We start from the raw sequence: 19,541 nt of genomic DNA, 5'->3' as shown, positions 1-19,541 counted from the left end.
TTCCCGTCTCAGTTCGCCGGTACGAAGACACCCGCGGTGCCGTCGTCGTCATCGTCGGGACGGTCCGGCCGAGCCTTCCAGATCAGTCCGTCTACCTGCTTGGCGATGTCTGCGCGCACCGCGTCGACCATGTGCTGATACCTGGCGGCCATGGCCGTGGTCGACCACCCCATGAGGCCCATCACGGCGCGCTCGGGAACCCCGAGGATGAGCAGGACCGTCGCAGCGGTGTGGCGCGCGTCGTGCAGCCGCCCGTTGCGAACCCTTGCTTCCGCCAGTAGTGCCTTCCACTCCGCCCAGTCCTTCCGGTGGGACGGGCTACGGCCGTGCTCGTCGGGGAACACCAGCCCGCTGTCCGTCCAGTCCTTCCCGGCGGCGCCCCGCTCTGCCTCCTGTGCCTTTCGGTGCGCGCGCATGAGGTCGGCAAGCTGCTCGGGTAGCCCGACTGCGCGGCGGCCGGCACGGGACTTGGTGGTCGATTCCTCGGGGTTGGTGCGTCGCCTCTGCGGGCAGTACCCCGCTGCCTTACGTCCGCAGGGTTCGGCACATCCGTGAGCGAATTGCGGTCGGTGGCGGCTACGGCGGACCACCAGGAACCCGGCCGCAAGGTCGATGTCTTCCCACTTGAGGGCGAGAACTTCCCCTTGTCGCAGTCCGAGAGCGAGAGCAACCGCCCAGCGCGCTGAATTGCGACGCTGGCCCGCAGCCTTGAGTAGACGCTGTACCTCTTGGACGGTGTACGGCTCCACCTCGTACTCCCTCAGCCGCGGAGCTTTAGCCAACTGGACGGGGTTCGTGCCGAGGTGACCACGGCGTACGGCTTCGTTAAGAGCTGTGCGGAATGTGCGGTGCACCTGATGTGCCGTCGCCGGTTTGCTGCCGTTGGCTTGCATCTTGGCGTAGAAGGCTTCGATGTGCTCGGGCTTGAGCTTGTCAAGACGGTGAGCGCCCAGCCCGGGAATGAGGTGCTTCCGCACGGCAACGCCGTAGCCCACCATCGTGTTGTCATTGACGCCGAGCGGTGCGATGTTCTCGATCCAGTGCGTCAGCCAGGCTTTAACGGTCCAGGGTCGGCCTGGCTTGCGAACGGTCCTGGCGTCTCGCGCCCGTTCCAATTCGCGTACAGCCTCCGTGACTTCCGCTCGGTTTTTGCGTTCGACGTGGCGACGATCGGCCTTACCGTCATCGCGAACGCCAACCGTGACGCGGCCGTGCCACTTTCCGTCCTTGCCAAGGTAGATCGAGCTTCGACCATTCGGTTGTCGCGTGCGCTTGTCCTTCTCTGCCACAAGCAGGCTCCTTGTTCGGGTGTGGGTGATGGGCCCGGGAGGGCCGCCGCGTCTCGTCGAAGAACTGCGGCCGTCCCGGGTGTAGTTAGGCGGCTTGGTGGGTCGCGCGGAGGCGCGCTACGTATTCGGGGATGGCGTCGCTGGGGACGCGCCGCAGGCGGCCGATGGGAACGGATTCGAGGGCGCCGGTGCGGATGAGTTTGAAGCAGGTGGTTCGTCCGATGCTGAGTCGGCGGGCGGCTTCTTCGACGGTGAGCAGGGAGCGTTCGGGGGTGCTGGGGGTGGTGGCTTCGGTGTCGGGGGCGGTCGCCACGGTGGGGCTCCTTCGGGCTCTGTGGTGAGTGGGGCCGCGGTGGGCCGCCGCAAAAATCGCAGAATCCGCAGAAACCCACGTGGGCCGTGCTGACCTGCGATCTTGTGGTGGGCGGGGTGGCGCGGCGTGGCTGGCCGCAAAAATCGCAGAATCCGCAATATTCAGTGGCGCCCGGGTGCGCTGGCCGGCGGTGGCGGCCGTGGGTCGCTGCGGGGCGCTGTTTTTTGCGGATTCTGCGATTTTTGCGGCGGGGACGGTCCAGCTACCTGATGGGCGGGGTTTGTGCAGGTCAGGGCTGGCGTCCCGGGTTTCTGCGGTTTTTGCGATTTTTGCGGGCGGGGTTCAGACGTCGGCGTGGGTGAGTTGGGGGTGGATGAGGTAGCGGGGAGCGGGCGGACGGCCGCGGGTGCCGGTGCGTTCCGGCTGGACGATGCGCAGGTACCCGTGGTCTTCGAGCAGCGCGACGACCGGTTCGAGGTCGGCGACGGTCGGGAAGTCCGAGCGGTTGAGCTTGGTGAACAGGTCCCGTCGGCTGACCTCCGGCCACCGGTTGGCCTTGAGCACGTCCAGCAGGGCTACGGCGCGTTCCTCGGACGCGGTGGCGCCCATGCGCGCGAACACCGCCACGGCGTGGGCGGTGAAGTACCCGGCGAGGGTCACCGCGGCGCGCATGGTGTCCGCGGCGACCGGCGTGGCGTGGCCGCGGTCCAAGTGCTGGGCCAGGTGCAGCAGTCCAGCGATGCGGGCTGCGGCGCCGGCGAGCTTGCCTCCCCAGTCGGTCATGTGTCCCAGCGAACCACCGGGGGCGAACTTGGGCTCAAGGCGTTCCTGCAAGGCCACCAGAACCGCGTCTGCCTCCGGGCTGAGCTGGAGGACCGCGGGGTCAGTCCAGTCGGCCAGTGCGAGGGTGAGCGCGATGACGTTGCCGGCGTAGGCGGCCGCTACCTGGTCGGGTACCGGGTCGGGCAGGATCTTCCGCTGCCCGAGCAGGGATTGAGGCATGGAGTACAGGAACCTGCCGAGCAGGCCGCGGCCTTTGGCGCCCTTGATCTTGGCCATGCCGTCCAGGACGGTCGGCTGCACGGACAGGCCCATGGTCAGGGCGGGGTGGTCGATGTACTCCTTGCGGGTCTGCCGGTCCACCCGCAGGCGGTCGCCAGCGTGTCCGGCGAGGAACGGGCCCATGTTGGGGGCGCCGGAGTAGCGGCCGGCGATGATGTCGAAGATCTCGCCTTCCGCGGACATGATGGCGATGCGTCCGCCCTGCTCCGCCATCCGGGACGTGATGGTCTCCGGCGTGGCGTCATCGGCGAGCAACTGCGGTTCTGCGGGGATGGTGAGGTCTTCCGCGGTCTGCGCCAGGCCGACCGCTTCGGCAATCAGCGCATCGCGCTTGTCCCCGCTGGCCTTGGACGCCTTGGCGGTGGCCTGCTCTGCGGCGTCCTTGGCGAGCTTGGCCGTCAGCGACGCCTCCACGATCGCGGGCAGAGCGCGCTGTTTGAGTTCCTTCTCCGCGTCATACAGGGGGTCGGTCATGGCGGCGAACACCGCGGACTTCCGGTTGCCCGGCGGCAGAGCGCACACGGTGTAGAGGTTGGTGGGCTCGCGCCACCTGCCGCGGACGTGGACGACGGCCCGGCCGCCGGCCGCGGTGGACAGCACCGCCAGGGCAACGCACCCGGCCAAGTCCACCGGGGTCTGGGTCTCCTCCGCCAGTGCGGCGGTGAAGTCCCGCAGCCACCCAGGGAAGGTGTCCACGGGGAAGTCCGGGATGTCCCGGCGGCCCTTGAACGGGATCGGGTCCTCCCACGGCGCCTGCTCCGGCGCCTGCGGGTCCACCGGCGGGAACGCCGCCCACAGTTCACTGTCCTCCAAAGGCTGTGCGGTCATCGGGTGCGCCTCCCTTCCGGATGCGCGATGGTCGGGTGCGGGTCCAAGCCAAGGGCTGAAAGGACGCCCTGGCGGGCGGCGACCTTCGGCGCGCTACGGCCGGCGGACCTGCGGGCCGGTGTGGCGGAGTTGGGCTGGCCGGGAGTGTCGGTGGGGCATTTCAGCGGGGGATGGTGACGGCCGGTCATGCGCGCTCCCGCGGTTTGCAGTGCGCGATGGACCAGTTCAGGGCGCTACTCAGAGTGGAGCGGCACTGGTAGGACGGCAGTCCGGTGGACTCGGCAGCGCCCTGAAATGCCTGCTCCACCTCGGTGCGGTCCAGGTCACCCCAGGCCACGAATCGGCCCATCTTGCGGGCCGCCTCGAACAGGGCTTTCTCGCGTCCGCCCTCGGTGGCCGCGGCCACGGTCGCCAGTTCCCGCTCAAAGGCCGTACGGGCACACGCGGTTGCGCGGGCGGGGGTAGGCAGGATCGGGCCCGCAGCGGGCCCCTGAGGTGGCTCTAGGAGGCTTTGCAGCCATTCGGGCAGGTTCGTCACGGGCGCGTCGTCCGCGACCGCGTACGGGCCCCCAGGCGTCTTACTGCCGGGGGCGACGACGTATCCGCCCCACGCGCGGGTGTCGATCAGGGGCCCGAGTTTGCCCGCGGTGTTGCCCAGCCGGACCCCGGCGGGTGCGGTGAAGTACAGGTGCATTCCGCCGCTCGCGGTCCGGACCGTGCGCGTCACGGGGACTACCTGGCCGGCGCGCTCGCAGAGCGCCAGGAAGGTCGTCACGCCGTCAGGCGTGCCCGAACTGCCCTTGTCCTTGGGCTTGTCCAGATCGATGACCACGAGAGCAGCCGGGCCGGTCGCGATACCGATGTTGTAGGCGCCCGTGCGCCAGCAGCGTTCGATGCGGTCGGGGTCGGTGGTGGCGCGCTCCTCGAACTTGCGGTGACCGCCGATGCAGTCGCCGGTGCGAGGGCAGCGGGTTTCACCGTGCAGCGCGGGAGGCTTGCCGCCGGGACGCAGGGGGAAGACGGGCCAGCCGCGCTGTGCGGCGTCCAGGGCCGCGGCCAGCAGGGTGGGCGGGGGGTGGGGCATGCTGGGGTTCTCCTGTTCCTGTTCGGGATCAGAGAGCCGGGACGGCCGCCGCGTCTCGTCAACGAACTGCGGCCGTCCCGGGCGGAGCTAGAGGGGTTTGGTGGTTCCGTCGAGCAGGGTGACGGTGACCGTGCATCCGCAGGTGCCGGCGTAGTTGCCGCAGGTGGTGCAGCACTGGCAGTAGGGGGAGCCGCCGCAGTCGCAGCAGTGCTCGGGGATGACCACGCCGGTGCCGGAGCACTCGAAACACTCGTCGTAGGGGTAGGTGGCTTCTCCGGAGCCGTCGCAGACCGAGCAGTCCTCCCGCTGCTCACACAGCTCGCACGGCTGGCGTTCGTCGGTGTTGGTGCTGGGCACGGGTGTCCTTTCCGGGTGATGGCCGACGCGGGGCCGGGTGCGGCTAGAGGTCGGTGAGGGCGTGGGTGGGGATCTCGTACACGTGGGCGTAGTCGGTGACGTTGTCCCAGGCGCCGGGCTGGTAGTGGATGTAGGCGACGATGACTGGGGCGCCGGTGCGGTCGGTGGTCTGGTAGACGTTCACGGCCTGGAACTTCTTGTGGGCGTCGCGGCGGGCGGCTCGTACGGCGATGGCGGCTTCCAGTGCGGCCATCGGCTGGGGTGAGGTGGCGGTGGCCTGTCGGTCGCTGTCGTCCCAGGTGATCAGGATTCGGTTGGTGGCCCGGCGGGGGTGTCGGGTGGGCACGTTGTGGTCTCCAGTCGTGGTCAGGCGGGGGTGCCGTCGAGTGGTGGTTGGTGCCAGGGGGGAAGTCCTGCGAGGACGCGGGTTCGCCAGTTGAGGGCGTAGGGCAGGCAGTTGGCGCAGTTCTTGTGTGTGGTGTGGCCGGGCATGGGGGGACGGTTGCGGGCGTGGGTGGACCAGGCCAGGGAGTCCGCGGAGGCCATGAGGTGGCCGACGCGTTGGAGTCCGAGGGTTTTGAAGCCGAAGCCGTGCAGTTTGAGGCCGTGGCCAGCGAGGGTGGTCACGATGGCGGCGCCCTGGTGGGTGGACTGGCGGCGGCATACCGAGCCGAGCCCGACGACGGGTTCGGCGGTGAGGTCGATGCCGGCGCGCTCGTAGAGGGCGATGCAGCGTTCGTAGTCCGGGATTTCCCAGCCCTGCACGACGGGGATGATGGGCAGGTCCGGGGCAAGCGCCCGTAGTTCGAGGTAGTTGGCGACGGTGCGGCGCTGGTGTTCCGCGACGCTGAGGTGCGTGCCGACGAAGTGCTGTCCGCCTGCGGTGCCACCGTGAATCATGATGGGCTCGCACATCCAGTCCTGCGGTGCCGCCCAGTCGAACGGGCCTACCTCATCGCGGATGCGCCGCAGATCACGCACGTAGTCATGGGGTGGGATGGTCCAGGTGCCGTGGCGTTGCAGGATGGTGAAACCGCCGGAGTCCACGGCATAACGGCCGATCGCCCGGGGGATGGTGCGGGCGGTGGCTATGCCGAAGTGCTCGAACTTCAAGAACAGCGGCACCGTGGTGCGTTCCACCCACCTGCGCTTATGCGTGGTCAGGTAGAACCTCACCGGCCGCCGTCCTTACCCGTGGCGGCCGGGAGCTCCGGGAGTCCAGCCGTGGTGATGGCGGCCGGGTCGTAGCCGGGCAGAGCCGAACGCGCGGTGAGTGCCGCGGCCAGTGCGGTGGCGTAGGCGCCGCCCGCCTGCGCGGCCTCGACCTGCGCGCGCGCTCGGATGACCTCGACGGTCTCCACGTGCCGCTGGGTCTCGCGGCGATCCAGGGTGGCGCGGTCGTAGGCGACCTGCTCGCGCCGCTCGGCCCGGTTGTGGCGGAAGGTCAGGATGTAGGCCAGGACGGTTGCGACCGACCACAGCAGCAGCGGCAGCGCGATCCCGTCGCTGTAGGCTGCGACCCCGGCCAGGGCGAGGGTGCCGGCGGCGGTGAAGCCGATCGCGGCGGCGGTGGCGTCGCCGTGCTGGCCGGTGGCCAGCTTGCTGCCGGCGAACGCCGCACCGGCGGCGAGAGCGCCCATGACGGCCGCGTCACCGATGGAGTGCTCAGCGCCGTGGGCGTTCCACAGACGCGCGAGGATCAGCACCGTGGACGTGGCGATGACCGGCGCCGCTTTCGGGGCGGCTTCGGCCAGCCAATGCCGATAGACGATCGGCGGGTTGGGGTCATGCATGGCGGGGCCTCCGGGGTCATCCGCGCATCTGCGCGATGGACTGCGCGACGCTGGCCATGAACTGGTTGATGGGGTGCGCGGCGCCGGTGGCCGCGACGTAGAAGCCGAACAGGAACACCGCGGCGGCGGCCGGGAACGACGTGGCCCGCGAGCGAACCGCGAGGACGGTGAAGACGCCGAAGAGCAGCACGCCGGATATCGACAGGATCATGTGCAGGGGTCTCCGTTCAGGAGGTGGCGGGGTCGTCGTCGGTGGTGGGGATCTCGCCGGAAGCGATGGCCGCGGCCAGGTCAGGCGCGTAGCCCTGGCGGATCAAGTCACGGCGCAGGCGGGCGGCATTGCGGCGCTGCCGGTCCCTGCTCGCGATGGCCTTGGCCTGCTGCTCGCGGCGACGCTGCTCGGGAACCCGGTTCTCCCACGCCTCGTAGCACTCGGGGTGCGCGGGCCAGCCCTGGTTACCGCGACAGCGGGCGCGGGTGGGCTGGCCGCAGTGCTGGCAGGGCAGTTCGGGGATGAGCGGGCAGACGGTCAGGTGCCCCTGGTAGTCGGCGGTCAGTGCTGCGACGCCGATGTGTCCGATGGCGGTGCGGGTCAGTCCGCACCGGCAGGCGAACGCGGCACGGGCCGGTTCTGCGGTGGCCGGGTGCATCGGCCAGTCCAACTTGGGCACGGCGCGGACCCACAGGCCCGGCCGGTCCGGGGTGGGAAGCAACTCCGCCCCCGGACCGGAGTCCGAGGGCGGTAACGCGGCGGCGGCCGGCATGGCGGTCACCGGGTGCCGCGGGTGTAGGTGCGGCGCCACAGGTTGTAGAGGTGGCGTCCGCGGCGTATGCGGACGCCGTGGCCGTGGCAGCGGCGGCAGACCTTGCCGCGCTTGAGCTTGCCGCGGCGGTTGGTCTTGATGAGTTGGCCGACGCCGCGGCACTTGCGGCAGCGTCCGAACGGCTGAGCCGCACACACCCCGGCGTAACCGAGCGTGACGAGCAGGAGGAAGGCGCTAGCAAGGGCGGGGAGGGTCATCAGGGGTCTCCAGGGCCGGTTTTCGCGGGTTTCCGCAGGTCGGCCGCTATCTGCTAGCGGCCTGATCAGGGGGCAGATGGGTCGCTAGCAGGGTTGCTACCGGTAGCGACGTCTGCCGCTACCGGTAGCAGGGTTCGGGACCTATCCGGCATCCCGCTTGTTGTTACGCTCCGTGATGGCGGTGGCGATGTCCTCGCGCTTGATGCCGCGCTTGTTGACCTGCTTGCCGTCGATGCGGCGGCTGATCTGGTCAGTGGCCACACCGAACGGCTTGAGCGCGGCGGTGAGCGCTTCGGCCTTGGGCTTGGCGTCCAGTTCGGCCCACGGGCCGTAGACGTCCGGCCGCAGGTCGGCCAGGCGGTCCACGACCGTCTCCGACCACACCTTGGTCTCGCCCTTGCCGAGGACGGTCGCGACGTCGTCCAGGATCGTCGCGGACGTCTCCGGGGCCGGGGCCTCGCCGGCCGCGTCGCCGGACAGGGTGCCTTCGGCCTCCCGCAGAGCAGCGGCGCGGGTCAGGATGCGCTCGGCGTCCCGGCCGTCAGCGAGGTAGGTGCGCACGATCCCGGAGTCATCGGACATGCCCTTGAGCAGGCCAACGCCCTTGTGGGACTTGAGCAGCTTGGACGCGTCCAGCCCTTCGGAGTAGGACCCGGCACCAAGGATGGTGTCCGAGACCTGGTAGGCGCCGACCCGCAGGGCGAACCGGGCCTGGTGCTGGTCACGCAGTTCCGAGGGGCACGCCTTGTCGTCCGGCTTCTGTGTCGCGGTCATCACCGAGACGCCGACTGCCGGGGCGACCCGGGCGAGGTAGACCAGCAGGGCAAGGATCTCCTTGCCGTGCTCGGGGTGGGTCAGGTACTCCTGCACCTCGTCCACCACGAACAGCGTCAGCGGCATGTTCAGCTTCTTATCCCGGCTGATCTCCGGGGTGAGCTTGCCCTCGGGGCAGATGTGCAGCGGCAGTTCCGACAGTCGGTGGTACCGGTCCTCGACGTCCGCCTTCAACTCCCGCAGCGACGCCAGCAGATGCTGCACCGGGTCGATCCCGTTCTTGGGCACGATCCCGAACCCGATCCGGTGCGCGACCTTGGCGAACGTGCGCCAGTCCGGCGACGCCTTGCCGTCGAACACGTACAACCTGACGTACGGATCCAGCGCGGCGGCAAGCGCGATCGTCCGCGCGGAGAACGTCTTGCCCTGCCGCGGCACGGCGCCGACCAGCAGCGACAGCCACAACAGGGTGGCCATGACCGGGTTGCCCCGCTCATCGACACCCCACGGGAACGGCTTCCAGAAGTCCACCCGCGTCGCCCCCAGCAGCGGCGACTTACCCGAGGGCACCGCCAGCGGGTCACGGTCGGCGATCCAGTACGACACCCGCCGCCCGCTGGTCTCGTCCTTGTCCAGGAACAGTTGGGTCGGGGCGATGTCCATACCCGACGACAGGCGCGCATGCGCCTTCATCGCGTCCTCGAACGTCTTGCCGTAGGGCAGATCGACCACGACCCGCCACCCGTCGCCGTCACGGCCGATCGGCCGCGGGAACGCGATCGTCTGATCCCGGCTGGTCAACCCGGCCACCTCGTGCGCCCGGATGACGATGTCCGAGGACAGCTTGCGCTTGCGGAACGTCACCTTCGCGCGGTCGATCAGCGGCCGATCGGCCGGCGCCCCCGCGATCCCCAGCGTGGTGGCCAGGGTCGCGATCGCCAGCAGCAGCATCCACGTGGGGGCCATCACCCACAACACCAGCGCCGCGATCAGGCCCACGATGCCGGCCAACCCGGCGATGATGCCCCGCAGGCGCACCCGCGCATCCCGCACCGCGGAAAGTCGCAGGTACTCGCCGGTGTCCTCCGCCAGCACCGCGGCCTGACGCAGCGGCTTGGCCTCGTAGTCGAACACCCAGTGCCCGGCGGCCGTCGACCACCGCCACGCCCCGCGCGGGGCGTAGGCGAGCAGCTTGGGCGTGTAGATGCACGGGATACGCACCGCGTGGTAGCCGATCACGGTCCCGTAGTGCCGCACAGCCCACTTACGGACCGCTTTGCGCTGGTCAGGGAGCTTCACCCACTCCGGAATCACGGGGCGGCGGGCCTTGTCCTGCTCGCTCATCCACTCCTGAACCGAGGGCGGATACGCCTGCTTCGGCGGGTCCACCGGCACGCCCTCCGCGACCCCAGCCGCGTCATCGTCCGTGTCGGTGTCGTCCGGGAGGTCGGCCTGCCACTCGCCCGGCTTGGCCTCCCCAGGTGCGAGCACCTGCGGGTCGGGGGTCTTCTTCTTGAACGGCAGCACCGCCGCCGTGTTGCCGTCGTCGTCCGGATCGGTCTCGGGCGGGTCGGGCTGGTCAAAGTCGTTGATCTCAGACACGGTTGGTCTGCTCCTCATCTCACGAGGTCAGGGGCATAACGAAGGGGTCCGGCCGCGGCTTTGGACGGTGGCGGCCGGACCCCGAAGGACAGGGGCGCTGATCAGCGGTCGATGCAGCGGAGGCAGAAGTTGCCGGGGACGTCGTCGGCCAGCGGGATGTTCAGGTGCTTGCCGCAGAAGTAGCCGCCACAGCCGTACTCGTCACCGCCGGGCGTGACGCCGCACAGGAACGCCAGGCCGCGGTCGATACCCTCATCGCAGCCGGGCTCTTCGCAGACCGCTTCCACGCCGTATCCGGCGTTGATCTGCTCGCCGTTGCGCCACACCGTGTAGAACGCGTTGCTCATGGAAACTCCCAGGTCAGTAGGGCTATCGGGTCTTGTGCTGGCGCTTGCGGGCGCCGTCGAGGATGCGGTCGATGGCCTTCATCTGCCGGGTGGTGAGTTGGCCGCGGCGGAGCGCGGCCACGCCCGTGATCCGGGCGATCTCAGCGGCTTCCCGGGCGGTCAGTGGCGGGTCGTCTCGGTGGGTGCGGATCACGCGTTCTCCCAGGTCAGTGGGTGGTTAGGCGGCGCGCTGTTCTTCGGGGTATGCGCAGGTCACGCACATGCCGAGCGAGGGGGGAATCACGTAGCCGGCATCACGCCGGCAGGTCGGGCAGGTGCGGCGGGCGCGCATCATCGCGGCGTGTGCCCGCCACATCCCCGGCGTCATCGGACGCACCGGTTTGGCCAGGTCAAGGCGGAACAGCCACGCCGCGCGGATGCCGCCGCGGGCCTTGCGGGAGCGCCACAGCAGTTGCGCGGCAACCGGCTGACCACCCGGCCGCAACCCCCGGGTACGGAGTTGGCGGCGGGTGGCGTAGCCGTCCGGCGCGCACCGCAGCGGGAAGGTAGGGATGCCGTACCGGGCGCCGGTCGGGTCGTAGAAGCGGCTCATGCCGCCGACTCGTCACCCGCAATGTCAGCGCGCTCCGCCTTCAGGGTGTCGCGCAGCAGCCGGGCCTTGGCCGGGGCGGTGTGGACGGCCTTGCGGATCGCCTCTGCGGTCAGGTCCTCATCCGGCCAGTCCGCGGTTGCCTCGCGTGCCTGGTCCAGGAGTTCGGCCGGGGTGCGGGTCGGTCGGCGCGATCTGGCCGACTTGGGGAGCCGACCGGTCGGCCGACGCTTCGAAGCCTGCGGCACCGGCGTGAGCTTCGGCGGCGTGTCCGCGATCGACTCAGGGGCAGCGTCGGTGTCGGCCGACTCTGTGGGCGCCGTGTCAGGCTGCTCGGGGGTCGATTCCCGCAGGTCACCCCTCGACTGATTTGCGGGTGCCTGCTGGGATTCCTCCTGGTTTGCGTCCACGTCGGCCGGTGCCGGATCGGCGGGGCCGGTCGGAGTCTCGGGCGCCTGCTCGATCGGGACGCCGGGGGTCGATTCGATCGCGGGCAGCGGGGTGGTGAACATCGCGGCAAGGGCGGCGTCCGCGCCGGTGGTGACGCGCTCGCGCTGCACCTCCAGCAGCCGCAACCCCAGCGCGTAGTCACCCACGCCGACCTTGCGGGCCAGCTTCCACGACTCGCGCTCCGCCTTGGCCCGTACCTCCTTGTCGGGGTGGTTGGCGGCAACGGCGCGCTGGTAGGCCAGCTCCCGCACGATGCCCGCGGCCTTGGCCTCTGCTTCGGCGTCCCGGCCCTCTTGGTGGACCACGATCCGGCGGGCCAGGAACGCCATGCCCTCAGCCGACACACACATGCCCATCGGGGTGATGGCGTAGATGGCGATGCGGCCGGGGTCCTGCGCCGCGGACGCGGCCATCACCGACGCCGCGGCGGGCAGAGCCCACAGTCCCAGACGGATCACGCGGGGGGAGGACTGACCGAGCATGGTCAGGCCCATCAGGACCAGGGCGAGCACGGCGGTTGCGCCTTCACCGGCGGCGACCGCGCCCATCGCGGTGCCGCTGCCGTAGGCACGGGAGATGTTGGTGAACGTTCCCCGCCCGCCGAAGTAGGCGGTGGCGAGCATGGGCAGGAACGCGGCGGCAAGGACGATGCCTTGCGGCCAGGACAGTTTGGTTCGGGTGGCCATCACGCCACCTCCCTGCGCGTGTGGGGCTCGCCGGTGCCGGGCCTGCCGGCGCGGCGGCCGTTGGTAGTCGGGTGCTGCGGGTCGTGCCAGCCGGAGACGCAAGAACCGCCCCCCAGTCCCTTGGCGAAGTACATGGCCTCATCCGCCCGCCGCAGCAGCCCGGGCAGGTCCACCACGACACCGGGCGGGCGGCGCACGGCGCCCACAGAGGCGCCGATGGGCAGGTCCCGGCCCTCGTAAGTGATGGGTTCGGCCAGTGCGCGGTGCAGCTCATCGGCCGCCCACGACAGCTCAGCGGTACTGAGGGTGTGCAGCACGGCGGCGAACTCGTCCCCACCCAGGCGGGCGCACACGCCGGGGCTATTGATCTGCATCCACCAGTTCAGGCGGGCGCCGGTCGCGCGGATCGCGGCGTCACCAGCGGCGTGACCGTGGGTGTCGTTGAGAGCCTTGAACCCGTCGAGGTCCACCAGCACCGCCGACACCCCACGGGTGTCGAGCAGCCGCGCAGCCCGTTCCTCGAACGGGGCGCGGGTCAGCAGACCCGACAGCGGATCGTGGCGCGCCGTATCCAGGCGGCGCCGCAGACGCCAGGCGTGCAGCGGCCACCCGGCCGCCAACGGACCCGCCACCGCGGCAGCAGTAAGGACAGCGCTCATGACCGGCGCCCCCGCTTCGGCTCCTCGTGGAACGTGGCGTAGGTGACATCCGGGTCGTGGTGACTGCGGCCCACGGCGCCCTCGGCGACCGCAACGGCCGTGGAGACCACGGCGAACGCCGCCGCGGCGCCGGGGTGCCCCTGCTCCACCGCGATCCGGGCACTGACCTGCGCTATCGCGTTCGCCCGTGCGGCCGGCATCGGCGAGTCCATCGCCGTATCCGCCACGCCGCGCAGGGCGTCCCGTAAGCGACCCATCACCGATCACCGCCGGCGGGGTCCACGTCGATCGCAGCCAGCAGCCGGACTGCCCACTGGGAATCCGGGTTCAGGTCCATCTCCATCCACTCCCACTCCGCACCGGCGGCGGGCTGGTAGCCGAGACCAGCCAGTGCCTCGCGGCGCTCCGCGGGCGTGGGGATTGCAGAACCCGCCGGCCACACGAACTCCGGCCACGGCCCGTTCGGGAGCTCCGGGAGTTGCACGAACACCCGCCACGGCCCGTCGTTGATCCGCGGCGACATCAGCGCGCGGTTACGGCTCATGCCACACCGCCCGCGGGGAAGGGGCGGATGTTGGCGGCGGCGCGCCGGGCGCCGATCAGGCGGTTGTGGGCCCGGCGCATGCGGCGCCGGTCCAGGTCGTTCGGGCGGCGGTCCAGCAGGGAGATCTGCACGTCCAGCAGTTCCACCTCCGCCAGGACCACCGGCATCTCGCACTCCAGCGCGGCCAGTTCGGCGTCAGTGGGCTCGATCTCATCGGCCAGCACGTCGGCCGCGTCGTTGTCCCAGTTGTGGGGCAGCATAGGTAGTGCTCCTATCTCCTGTTCGGGAGCCAAAGCCCGGGACGGCCGCCGCGTCTCGTCAAAGAACTGCGGCCGTCCCGGGTGCTCAGAAATGGGCGATGATCAGGGCCGCGATCAGCAGCCACAGGTAGTGGAAGGACTGATCCAGCGCGTAGGCGCCAGTCCCGATCGACGGGTTGTCGTCCCGGCCCGGACGCGGAGCACCCAGGCGGTAGAACTCCGACTTGCCGGTGACCTTGGCCAGCCACGCCAACGTGGAACGCCGGTCCGCCCACCAGTGCGTCAGCGCATCCACCGCCAGCCCGACCGCCACGGCCGGCGCCGACAGGCGCAGGTCCAGCAGCACCGCAACCGGCAGCAGCACCACGACCTTGGTCGCGGTCAGCGTCAAGACATGGGCCGCGTCGGCCAGACGACCCGGCCAGCCGGGACGACCCTTGGCCGCGGACTGAGCCGAGGACTGCACCCAGTGATCCCCCACGCTGTGAGCGACGAATAACGCCGCGAACACCGCGGCAAAAACAGAAGCCTGCACGGCAAAACTCCAGGTAGAAGAGGTGTGAGAGAGGGAAAGCGAGTGCCCCGGGCCGCATTCGAAGCGGCGCCCTCACGGCGTGGATGCCGGGGCGAATGGATCAGGCCGTGCCGTTGACGAACTGCTGAAGGATGGAGTGGCTCAGGTCAGCGGGCAGCAGGCCCTTGTCAATCGAGGCGAGGACGGCGAACTGCCGGGCGATGCGCTCGCGTCCCTCCGTCAGCAACTTCGGGGACTGGCCCTTGCCGAACTGCTCTTCGTTGGCCTGCGCGGACTTCCGCAGCAGCCCTGCGGCCTCTTCCAGGTAGCGGGACACGTGGTCTCCTTGGTCGTTCGCGAGTGACGGTGATAGCGCTTAGCGACGCCCCAACGACTTCGGCCGTTGGAGTTGCCCGGGCTAGCGGTGCGGTAGATCGGCGCTTCGGCTCAGTGACCGTCGTCGCAATGACGGATCGTGTACGTGTACATGCCGCACACGGATCCGTCGTCGTCGAACCGAACGTCGGCCTGCACCTGGTTGCCGTTCGCGCCGATTCCCCTGTCGGTCTCGGTCACCGTTCCGTGGTCCTGACGGCCACTGGTCACCTCATAGACACGGTCGCCCTTGTTGAAGAAACGCCCCATGATTCGATTCCTCCTCGGTTTCGTCTGTCTCATCAGGACCGGTTGACGAATCCCGGCCGACGCCCCCGCGCGGGGGGCGTTTCGACTCAGCGGTCTACGACGTCCTTGTCGAGGTCACGGTGGTGAACGGTGACGGTGTGACCGGCGATGGTCAGCAGGTCCGCCAGGTCCATGGCGAAGCTGGGGGCGCGGTGCCTGCCCCCGGCGCAGCCATCGGCGATGGTGACCGGGCCCGCGCTCGGGCCCACGGCGAACGCGTCCACCGCGGCGGCTGTGACGCCCACCAGAGCGGCGATACCGGGTGTGGACCGGACCGCCGCGCGGACGGGTTCATCCAGCGCGGTCAAGTACCGGAGCTCCGGGGAGACGTGCGGGTCCCGGAAGTGCTCCCGCAGGTCCAGGACCAGGTGCGCGGCCGGCGGCTCCCCATGGAGGAAGCCGAACGAGATGATCGTGACGACGCTCACCGACGCCCCCAGCGGCTGCCGCCGTTGGCGTTGCCGGTGGTGCGGGTCTGTCCGGACTGCTCACGGGCCGCGGCCTGGGTGTCCGCGCTGTTGTGCTGCTGGTAGTCGCGTGCCGCGTCGGCGAGCAACTCCTGTGCGGTGCTGGGCTGTTCGTCGCGTCGCGAGCTGAATAAGCTCATCTGTGATCCCTTCGGGGCTCAAAGGGCGCACCCCGTTAGCTGCCAGGCGATGGGGGTGCGCCCGTCTTTGTGTGTGCGGCTGATCAGTGGTTCGAGCAGCCACGGCCACCCGGCACCCCGTTCACGGGCATGCCAGGGACCGTGCGTGCTCGACACGCAAAGACCCGCAACCATCCGGCGCCGGCCCGAGGGCCACGGCGAGGTCGGTGCGGGTCAGGTGGTGCTCGGATCTCGACTACGCGCGGGCCTGCTCGCCCCGGAGAGATCCCTTCCGGGGGTCGTCGCTGGCCAAGGTCGGCCGCGCGGTTCTTTCAAGCCGGTTGCGTGTCCCATGTACGGCCGCCGTCTTAAGGGCGACCGAGGTGTCAGGGCAAAAGAGCCCCTTCTCTACCGGCTGGTCTCCACTCGCCCCGGCCGGTGCGGTCACGGCCGTCGTACTGCGGTGGATCACTCTGTTGAGTTGTCCCGGCAGGGAGCGGGATCTGAGCCCCGCCCTGCTCATGAACTAGCTTGCACTAGTGCGCACTACTACGCAACCCCCGTGGCAGTGCGCACTAGAACGCACTGCGGGATACCCTCAGAGCATGAGCCTCGACCCGAACGACTCGCGCCCCAAGTCCGTGCAGGTTGCTGATGTGCTGCGCGCCGAGATCAGCGCAGGCAAGCACGGCGGGGGGAAGCTGCCTCCGACCCGGGACCTGGCAAAGCGCTTCGGCATCGCAGGGCAAACCCTGTCCAACGGACTGCGCATCCTCGTTGACGAGGGGCTGATTTTTTCAGCGGGGAACCTGGGATACTTCGTTGCGAAGGCAGACCAGGAATCAGCGGAAGCTAAGCCGGATGTCACCGAGGAAATCAAGGGTCTCCACTCCCAGATTGAAGCACTGACACAACGGGTCGCAGCACTCGAAGAGCGCTCGGGATCGGTTGGTGCGTGATCTGGAATTACCATGCCCACCTCAGGCGCCATACAACAGTGACACGTTGGTGGCAAAGCAAGGGACAGGGGACACTTTCAAGTGTCCCCGTGCTGTCCTCTTGCGTGTCCCCCCTCGAAAGAGAGCAGACTCCCGATTAGGCACACTCGCCCTTGAGGAGGGCTCATGAGCGACGACAGGCCGGCGTGGGCGCGGCGAATCGCAGCGGAGCGAATCGCGCGTAACTGGTCTCAGGCTGATGTGGTGCGGGCGTTGCGGGCCCACGCTTCCTCGGAGCTGCCCAGCGACGACAGCATGGTTCGGCAGTGGAAGCGCTGGGAAGCGGGACAGATGCCGGGAGAGTTCTACCGCCCGATCATCGCGGCCGCCTTCGGGACGGTCACCAACGCGATGTTCCCAGAGCCGCCCCGCCGTAATGGAAATGCGGAAATCGCATCCGTAAGCGGTATGGAGACGTTTGAAATCGTGAGCCGACTTCACCGGTCAGACGTAGACAACGCCACCCTTGATGCACTTCGTATCACTGCGGATCGACTGTGCTCCGAATATCCGTACATGCCGAGCGAGCAACTCCTCATGGAGGGGCGGCAATGGCTTCGGCGGGTGGTCGAACTCCACTCGAAGAGTCTCACTCTCGCCCAGCACCGGGAGGTATTGGCACTGTCGGGATGGCTCGCCCTTCTGGTCGGCTGCGTCGAATACGACACTGGCAACCGGCACGCTGCGGAGACCACGCGCCGTGCTGCGCTCTCGCTCGCCGGCGAGGCAGAAAACGCTGAAGTCACAGGTTGGGCGCACGAAATGCGAGCGTGGTTCGCCCTGACGACTGGCGACTACCGCGGAGTCATCGCAGCCTCTCAGGCGGGGAGCGAATCGGCAGCCCACCACGGGGTGGCGGTACAACTCGCAGCCCAGGAGGCCAAGGCATGGGCCAGGATCGGAGACCGGAGGCAGACTGAGGTTGCGCTAGATCGCGGCCGGCGCCTCCTCGAAGGGATGCCCTACCCCGAGAACCTTGACCACCACTTCGTCGTGGACCCGGCGAAGTTCGACTACTACGCGATGGACTGCTACCGGCTGGTTGGTGAGGACAAGCTCGCGCGCACCCTCGCGGAAGAGGTCTTGCGGGCCGGTACCGACTTCGACGGGACTGAGCGATCCCCCATGCGCAACGCCGAGGCGCGCGTGACGCTCGGAGTCACGGCAGCCCGTGAGGGCGATCTCGAAGGCGCCCTCATCCACGGAGAGCGTGCGCTCCAGGGTGAACGCCAGTCGATCCCCTCGCTCATCATGACGAGCCGGGAGCTCGCCGCGGTTGTCCGGGAGCGGTACAGCAACGAACCCGCTGCTCAGGAGTACCTCACCCATCTCAGGGACCTAGGACAGGACCGTCCCGGATTCATCGTGCCCTGAGGGCAGCCGACACGTGCAAAGGGCCCGACCCTGTTTGGTCGGGCCCTACGCACGTCTTGGGCGAAGACGCCAGGCACCGTCTCAGTTTCCGTCTCGTTCATCTCTGTACGGGCCCGTACAGAGCCGTTCAGCCGAGGCGAGCCCCGCCATACCCGCACGGGCCTGAACGCCGCCGTACGGGCCCGTACAGCTCCTCTCCGGGTGTGGACCAACCTGCAAAGCGAGTTACGCCGGTTCGATTCCGGTCACGGCCTCCGCAGCACCCGGCCGACCGCGCCCCCCGCGGTCGGCCGGGTGTTTTTTTCTGCGTGCTTCGCTTGCGGGGTTTTGCGTCCTGCACCCGTGCCCCGCCGCGTGTGTCACGGGGTGAAAGGACAGGACCGGGAGGCCCGGAACGGTTGAGCGCGGCGCATCGGGCTGGAATGCTCGACCGTCGGACGGGGGCGTCCACCGGACAAGGGGGCGAGCAGTGGGAGACGTGGAACTGGAACGCGCCGTGGTCGTGATCACCGGCGTCATGGCATCGGGCAAGTCGACGGTCGCGCAGTTGCTGGCCGAGCGGCTGCCGCGTGCTGTGCACGTCCGCGGCGACGTGTTCCGCAGGATGATGGTGGCGGGACGGCACACGCTGGCACCGGAGCAGGACGAGGAGGCCGAGCAGCAACTGCGGCTGCGCTACCGGGTGTCGGCGTCGACCGCCGACCTGTACACGGCCGCGGGCTGGACCGCCGTCGTGCAGGACGTGGTGCTCGGCCCTTACCTGGAGCCGTATCTCGACGCGATCGCGAGCCGGCCGCGGTACCTGGTGGTGCTCGCGCCCTCGCGGGAGGCGGTCACGGCGCGGGAGGCGGCCCGCGCCAAGACCGGGTACGGGACGTGGACGGTCGGCGGCCTGGACCGCGTGCTGCGCACGGAGACGCCGCGGATCGGCCTGTGGCTGGACAGCACCGACCAGACGCCGGACCAGACGGTCGACGCGATCCTGGACCGACTCCACGAGGCGCGGATCAAGGACTGACCGGTCCGGCAACGGACACCGGGGACGACCGCCGCAGACGAACGCCGGGGCGGCGGGGACGTGCGGTCGACGTCGAACGCCGGGGCGGCGCGCCCGGCGTCAGGCCGGGTCGGCCGCGGGCGGGACGTCCTGCGGCTCCCACTCGTCGTGCAGCAGGCCGAGGATCACCTCGTCGACCTCGCGGCCGTACACCCACCCCGCGCGGCGCAGCGTTCCCTCGCGGCGGAAGCCGGACCGCTCGGCCGCGGCGAGCATCGCCTCGTTGTCCGCCAGCGTCTCCAGTTGCAGCCGGCGCAGCCCGCGGACGGTGAAGCCGTAGGCGCACAGTGCCCGCACCACGTCGCTGCCCAGGCCGCGGCCGCGGAACGACGGGCGCAGCCCCAGGCCCAGATGGGCCGACCTGTGGTGCAGGTCGATGCCCCACAGCACCGCCATGCCCGCCAGCTCGCCCGAGGCCAGCTCGACGACGGAGAAGGCCGCCAGCTCGTCGGACGGCTCCACCAGCTTGTAGCCCGCGTCCTCGGGCGTGGACGCGGGCCGCCACGGGCGGCCGTCGGCCCGGCTGAACCCGAGGACGTCGTTGTACATCTCCTCGTGGAATACCGGCAGATCGCTCTCCTGACGGGCCCTCAGCCCGATCCTCGCTCCACGTATCATCCGGCCTTCCTACCAGATTGGCCCAAGAATTCGCGCACTGATTGGTCCACGG

At 69.5% G+C, this 19,541-nt stretch carries 29 protein-coding genes and 1 other RNA gene; 3 read left to right on the top strand and 27 right to left on the bottom strand.

The genetic code is table 11. The features are described 5' to 3' along the window. Positions 1-8: 8 nt before the first annotated feature. The 26 genes from ACH4TG_RS22330 to ACH4TG_RS22205 form a co-directional block, all read right to left on the bottom strand. Positions 9-1,289, bottom strand: a complete 1,281-nt coding sequence (locus ACH4TG_RS22330; RefSeq protein ID WP_398244168.1) for a tyrosine-type recombinase/integrase — start codon at positions 1,287-1,289, stop codon at positions 9-11. Positions 1,290-1,374: 85 nt separating this feature from the next. Beyond that, positions 1,375-1,602, bottom strand: coding sequence for an excisionase family DNA-binding protein (locus ACH4TG_RS22325; RefSeq protein ID WP_398244167.1), 228 nt, complete (start codon positions 1,600-1,602; stop codon positions 1,375-1,377). A gap of 342 nt (positions 1,603-1,944) precedes the next feature. After that, positions 1,945-3,492: a YfjI family protein gene (locus tag ACH4TG_RS22320; RefSeq protein WP_398244166.1), complete on the bottom strand. Its 1,548-nt coding sequence runs from the start codon at positions 3,490-3,492 to the stop codon at positions 1,945-1,947. Between the two features lie 184 nt (positions 3,493-3,676). Then, positions 3,677-4,576, bottom strand: a complete 900-nt coding sequence (locus ACH4TG_RS22315; RefSeq protein WP_398244165.1) for a bifunctional DNA primase/polymerase — start codon at positions 4,574-4,576, stop codon at positions 3,677-3,679. Between the two features lie 87 nt (positions 4,577-4,663). Beyond that, positions 4,664-4,933 (bottom strand): hypothetical protein, encoded by a 270-nt coding sequence (locus ACH4TG_RS22310; RefSeq protein ID WP_398244164.1) that lies wholly within the window; start codon positions 4,931-4,933, stop codon positions 4,664-4,666. A 43-nt stretch (positions 4,934-4,976) separates the two neighbouring features. Then, positions 4,977-5,279: a hypothetical protein gene (locus ACH4TG_RS22305; RefSeq protein WP_398244162.1), complete on the bottom strand. Its 303-nt coding sequence runs from the start codon at positions 5,277-5,279 to the stop codon at positions 4,977-4,979. A gap of 20 nt (positions 5,280-5,299) precedes the next feature. Continuing rightward, on the bottom strand, positions 5,300-6,109 hold the full coding sequence (locus ACH4TG_RS22300; protein WP_398244160.1) for a hypothetical protein: 810 nt from the start codon (positions 6,107-6,109) through the stop codon (positions 5,300-5,302). Continuing rightward, positions 6,106-6,726: a hypothetical protein gene (locus ACH4TG_RS22295; RefSeq protein WP_398244159.1), complete on the bottom strand. Its 621-nt coding sequence runs from the start codon at positions 6,724-6,726 to the stop codon at positions 6,106-6,108. The genes ACH4TG_RS22300 and ACH4TG_RS22295 overlap by 4 nt, the downstream gene beginning before the upstream one ends. Positions 6,727-6,742: 16 nt before the next feature. Next, the gene (locus ACH4TG_RS22290; RefSeq protein ID WP_398244158.1) at positions 6,743-6,937 is read right to left on the bottom strand and encodes a hypothetical protein; all 195 of its coding nucleotides are present in this window, start codon (positions 6,935-6,937) and stop codon (positions 6,743-6,745) included. A gap of 16 nt (positions 6,938-6,953) precedes the next feature. Next, positions 6,954-7,499: a hypothetical protein gene (locus tag ACH4TG_RS22285; RefSeq protein WP_398244156.1), complete on the bottom strand. Its 546-nt coding sequence runs from the start codon at positions 7,497-7,499 to the stop codon at positions 6,954-6,956. Continuing rightward, positions 7,496-7,747: a hypothetical protein gene (locus ACH4TG_RS22280; RefSeq protein WP_398244154.1), complete on the bottom strand. Its 252-nt coding sequence runs from the start codon at positions 7,745-7,747 to the stop codon at positions 7,496-7,498. The genes ACH4TG_RS22285 and ACH4TG_RS22280 overlap by 4 nt, the downstream gene beginning before the upstream one ends. Before the next feature lie 141 nt (positions 7,748-7,888). Then, positions 7,889-10,123, bottom strand: coding sequence for a cell division protein FtsK (locus ACH4TG_RS22275; protein ID WP_398244153.1), 2,235 nt, complete (start codon positions 10,121-10,123; stop codon positions 7,889-7,891). Between the two features lie 101 nt (positions 10,124-10,224). Continuing rightward, positions 10,225-10,470, bottom strand: a complete 246-nt coding sequence (locus tag ACH4TG_RS22270; RefSeq protein WP_398244152.1) for a hypothetical protein — start codon at positions 10,468-10,470, stop codon at positions 10,225-10,227. 22 nt (positions 10,471-10,492) lie between these two features. After that, complete coding sequence (locus ACH4TG_RS22265; protein WP_398244151.1) at positions 10,493-10,663, bottom strand: hypothetical protein; 171 nt, start codon at positions 10,661-10,663, stop codon at positions 10,493-10,495. A gap of 24 nt (positions 10,664-10,687) precedes the next feature. After that, positions 10,688-11,062, bottom strand: coding sequence for an RRQRL motif-containing zinc-binding protein (locus tag ACH4TG_RS22260; RefSeq protein ID WP_398244150.1), 375 nt, complete (start codon positions 11,060-11,062; stop codon positions 10,688-10,690). Further along, a complete protein-coding gene (locus tag ACH4TG_RS22255; RefSeq protein ID WP_398244149.1) occupies positions 11,059-12,195 on the bottom strand; it encodes a conjugal transfer protein in 1,137 nt (378 codons plus the stop codon). The genes ACH4TG_RS22260 and ACH4TG_RS22255 overlap by 4 nt, the downstream gene beginning before the upstream one ends. Further along, positions 12,195-12,854, bottom strand: coding sequence for a GGDEF domain-containing protein (locus ACH4TG_RS22250; RefSeq protein WP_398244148.1), 660 nt, complete (start codon positions 12,852-12,854; stop codon positions 12,195-12,197). Before ACH4TG_RS22250 ends, ACH4TG_RS22255 begins: the two co-directional genes overlap by 1 nt. Continuing rightward, on the bottom strand, positions 12,851-13,111 hold the full coding sequence (locus ACH4TG_RS22245) for a hypothetical protein (protein ID WP_398244147.1): 261 nt from the start codon (positions 13,109-13,111) through the stop codon (positions 12,851-12,853). The genes ACH4TG_RS22250 and ACH4TG_RS22245 overlap by 4 nt, the downstream gene beginning before the upstream one ends. Then, positions 13,111-13,398, bottom strand: coding sequence for a DUF6303 family protein (locus ACH4TG_RS22240; protein ID WP_398244146.1), 288 nt, complete (start codon positions 13,396-13,398; stop codon positions 13,111-13,113). Before ACH4TG_RS22240 ends, ACH4TG_RS22245 begins: the two co-directional genes overlap by 1 nt. After that, the gene (locus ACH4TG_RS22235; protein ID WP_398244144.1) at positions 13,395-13,658 is read right to left on the bottom strand and encodes a DUF6284 family protein; all 264 of its coding nucleotides are present in this window, start codon (positions 13,656-13,658) and stop codon (positions 13,395-13,397) included. Before ACH4TG_RS22235 ends, ACH4TG_RS22240 begins: the two co-directional genes overlap by 4 nt. 85 nt (positions 13,659-13,743) lie before the next feature. Continuing rightward, entirely contained in the window at positions 13,744-14,193 is a 450-nt protein-coding gene (locus ACH4TG_RS22230; RefSeq protein ID WP_398244143.1) for a DUF3307 domain-containing protein, read from the bottom strand. Positions 14,194-14,293: 100 nt separating this feature from the next. Next, on the bottom strand, positions 14,294-14,509 hold the full coding sequence (locus ACH4TG_RS22225) for a hypothetical protein (protein WP_398244142.1): 216 nt from the start codon (positions 14,507-14,509) through the stop codon (positions 14,294-14,296). Positions 14,510-14,619: 110 nt separating this feature from the next. Next, entirely contained in the window at positions 14,620-14,817 is a 198-nt protein-coding gene (locus tag ACH4TG_RS22220; RefSeq protein ID WP_398244141.1) for a hypothetical protein, read from the bottom strand. An 18-nt stretch (positions 14,818-14,835) separates the two neighbouring features. Beyond that, an RNA gene (locus ACH4TG_RS22215) (hammerhead ribozyme type II) lies at positions 14,836-14,904 on the bottom strand. Further along, the gene (locus ACH4TG_RS22210) at positions 14,904-15,284 is read right to left on the bottom strand and encodes an ATPase (RefSeq protein ID WP_398244140.1); all 381 of its coding nucleotides are present in this window, start codon (positions 15,282-15,284) and stop codon (positions 14,904-14,906) included. The genes ACH4TG_RS22215 and ACH4TG_RS22210 overlap by 1 nt, the downstream gene beginning before the upstream one ends. Continuing rightward, the gene (locus tag ACH4TG_RS22205) at positions 15,281-15,463 is read right to left on the bottom strand and encodes a hypothetical protein (RefSeq protein WP_398244139.1); all 183 of its coding nucleotides are present in this window, start codon (positions 15,461-15,463) and stop codon (positions 15,281-15,283) included. Before ACH4TG_RS22205 ends, ACH4TG_RS22210 begins: the two co-directional genes overlap by 4 nt. Positions 15,464-16,047: 584 nt before the next feature. On the opposite strand from ACH4TG_RS22205, the gene ACH4TG_RS22200 reads away from it, so the two are divergent. The 3 genes from ACH4TG_RS22200 to ACH4TG_RS22190 all read left to right on the top strand — a co-directional run bounded on the left by ACH4TG_RS22200 (position 16,048) and on the right by ACH4TG_RS22190 (position 18,832). After that, the gene (locus tag ACH4TG_RS22200; RefSeq protein WP_398244138.1) at positions 16,048-16,401 is read left to right on the top strand and encodes a GntR family transcriptional regulator; all 354 of its coding nucleotides are present in this window, start codon (positions 16,048-16,050) and stop codon (positions 16,399-16,401) included. A 165-nt stretch (positions 16,402-16,566) separates the two neighbouring features. Beyond that, entirely contained in the window at positions 16,567-17,814 is a 1,248-nt protein-coding gene (locus ACH4TG_RS22195) for an XRE family transcriptional regulator (protein WP_398244137.1), read from the top strand. 469 nt (positions 17,815-18,283) lie between these two features. Next, positions 18,284-18,832, top strand: a complete 549-nt coding sequence (locus ACH4TG_RS22190; RefSeq protein ID WP_398244136.1) for an AAA family ATPase — start codon at positions 18,284-18,286, stop codon at positions 18,830-18,832. A gap of 99 nt (positions 18,833-18,931) precedes the next feature. On the opposite strand, the gene ACH4TG_RS22185 is transcribed toward ACH4TG_RS22190, so the two are convergent. Next, positions 18,932-19,489 carry a GNAT family N-acetyltransferase gene (locus tag ACH4TG_RS22185; RefSeq protein WP_398244135.1) on the bottom strand — a complete coding sequence of 186 codons (558 nt, stop codon included), beginning with the start codon at positions 19,487-19,489 and terminating at the stop codon, positions 18,932-18,934. Positions 19,490-19,541: the final 52 nt, after the last annotated feature.

The organism is Streptomyces sp. NPDC020917 (assembly GCF_044333795.1).
Classification (GTDB): domain Bacteria; phylum Actinomycetota; class Actinomycetes; order Streptomycetales; family Streptomycetaceae; genus Actinacidiphila.
This window is presented reverse-complemented; position numbering and strand designations above follow the sequence as displayed.